General features: G+C 65.7%; 2 protein-coding genes. Both read right to left on the reverse strand.

The features are described 5' to 3' along the window. Position 1: 1 nt before the first annotated feature. Positions 2–1186: a hydroxymethylglutaryl-CoA synthase gene (locus NP4_RS39440; RefSeq protein WP_068009987.1), complete on the reverse strand. Its 1185-nt coding sequence runs from the start codon at positions 1184–1186 to the stop codon at positions 2–4. Between the two features lie 3 nt (positions 1187–1189). Then, the coding region (locus NP4_RS39445) for a hydroxymethylglutaryl-coenzyme A reductase family protein (protein WP_068009992.1) at positions 1190–2215 on the reverse strand (1026 nt) is incomplete at its 5' end.

Below are 2215 nucleotides of genomic sequence, written 5' to 3' on the forward strand. Positions count from 1 at the left end.
TTCACGCGGTGGGTGGGTGGCCGGTGGTTTCGTATATTCGGTTGTGGTTGGTGATGGCGGCGAGGCGATATGGGCTTGCGGTTTCTCTGGGCAGGACGAGGTGGCCGTCTCGGGTGGGTTCGCTGGTGGTGTGGAGGGTGCGGTAGTGGTGGTAGTCGATGGGTTTGCGTTGGTTGATGATGTCGGTGGTGGTGCGTAGTTGGGTTTGGTAGCCGGGTGCTGGTGTGGCGGTGAAGAGTTCGGCGACGCTGCCGGAGCCGTAGCTGATCATGGCGATGGGTTGTCCGGTGAGGTCGTCGGTGTGGTCGAGTAGTGAGGCCAGGGCGAGGTAGAGCGAGGCGGTGTAGCTGTTGCCGATGACGCGGTTGTAGTGGGTGGTGGCGGCGAGTGCTCGGTCGAGATCGGTTGTCTCGGTGGGGAGATCGTGCGCTGCCAGTAGGTGCCGGTGGGCTTTGTAGGCCATTTTGGTGAAGGGCTGGTGGTAGCAGAAGGCGGCGAATTCCTCGAGCGGGAGGCCGCCGCGGTTGCGGTAGTCGGTGTAGGCGTGGGTGACGGCGTCGAGGTAGGCGGTGATGGAGAGTTTGCCGTCGACGACGGCGGTGGTGCGGTAGTTGGGTCGCCAGAAGTCGTTGACGTCGGTGGAGTGGATGCCGGTGATGGGTCCGAGTGCGGCCAGGGCGGGGTCGGCGGTGATGAGCATGGCCGCGGCGGCGGCGCCCTGGGTGGCTTCGGCGGGGGTGTCGAGGTCGTAGCGGGCGATGTCGGCGGCGATGACCAGGACGCGTTCAGCGGGGTCGCGGGTGATGAGGCCGAGCGCGAGTTGTAGTGCGGCGGTGGCGGAATAGCAGGCCTGTTTGAGTTCGAGGACCCGGCAGGTGTTCGGCAATCCGAGCAGTGGGTGCAGATACAGGCCCGAGGCTTTGGATTGGTCGACCGAGGATTCGGTGGCTAGGAGTAGGGTCCGCAGATTGTCGGTGCCGTGGCGTTGCAGGATCGGCGCTGCGGCGGTGGCGGCGAGGGTGACGATGTCCTCGTCGGCGGCGGGGACGCTCATGGCTTCCTGGCCGATGCCGTAATGGTATTTGTCGACGGGGACGCCGTGGTGGTGGGCGAGGGTGGCGTGGTCGAGGACGTAGTGGGTGGTGGCGATCGACAGGTCGTGTATTCCGATAACAGGCGTGGGCATCGGTCACCTCGGTTCGGTTGCTCGGTTGGTGCGTTCGAGTTGGGTGTGGGCGCGCATCAGTTCGCCCGGGTTGGTTTGTGCGGCAAGCAATGACAGTTCGCCGCAGAGCACGGTGACGGCCGCGAGGACGGCGAGACGGCGGGCGTTCTCGCCGGGGGAGCGTGGTTGGCGGCAGCCGAGGCGGGTGAGGTTGTCCTCGACGAAGTCGAGGTGTTTGCCGTTGCCGACGGTGCCGACGATGAGGTTGGGCAGGGTGCAGGAGAAATACAGGTCGCCGTGGTGGTCCTCGGCGTGGGTGATGCCCTGGGAGCCTTCGACGATGTTGGCGGCGTCCTGGCCGGTGGCGAGGTAGAAGCCGAGCAGCATGTTGGCGTAATGGGCGTTGGCGCTGCGGATTCCGCCGGCGAGCAGGGTGCCGATGAGGTTTTTGCGGATGTTGAGTTCGGCGAGGCGGGCCGCGGTGGTGTGCAGGCGTTGTTCGACGAGTTCGGCGGGGACGGTGATTTCGGTGACGACGTTTTTGCCGCGGCCGAGGATGCCGTTGACGGCGGTGGCTTTCTTGTCGGTGCAGTAGTTGCCGGATACCGAGACATAGCGCAGGCCTTCGATGGTGGTGAGGATCCAGGCGATGAGGCGGTCGCTGGCGTCGGTGGTCATGTTGTGGCCGGCGGCGTCGCCGGTGGTGTATTCGAACCGCAGGAACAGCAGGTTGCCCGCGATCTGGTGGTGCAGCTCGATCAGGGTGGTGTGTCGGCTGCCGTCGGTGGCGATGGCGCGGGCCTGGTCGAAGCGGTCCCGGAGATGGTGCACCGCGGTGAGCGCGACGCCCGCGTCGTCGGCCTCCAGTAGGATCGAGCGGGTCATGCGGTCGTCGAGAAGGGTTGCGACGATGCCTTTTTCGGTCAGCATCGAGATGCGGGCACCGCGGCGAACCGAGGGCCACAGTGGGGTCTCGAAAGTGGCCAGGGGCACGTCGATCTCGTCGTGGACGGTATTTCCGGTGATGCGGATCGGGCCCAGCCAGGACAT

The organism is Nocardia pseudobrasiliensis NBRC 108224, from assembly GCF_001613105.1.
GTDB lineage: Bacteria > Actinomycetota > Actinomycetes > Mycobacteriales > Mycobacteriaceae > Nocardia > Nocardia pseudobrasiliensis.

Excerpts from the sequence above, each read along its gene's own strand:
- NP4_RS39440 (WP_068009987.1), bottom strand. The coding sequence starts at position 1,186 with ATGCCCACGCCTGTTATCGGAATACACGACCTGTCGATCGCCACCACC.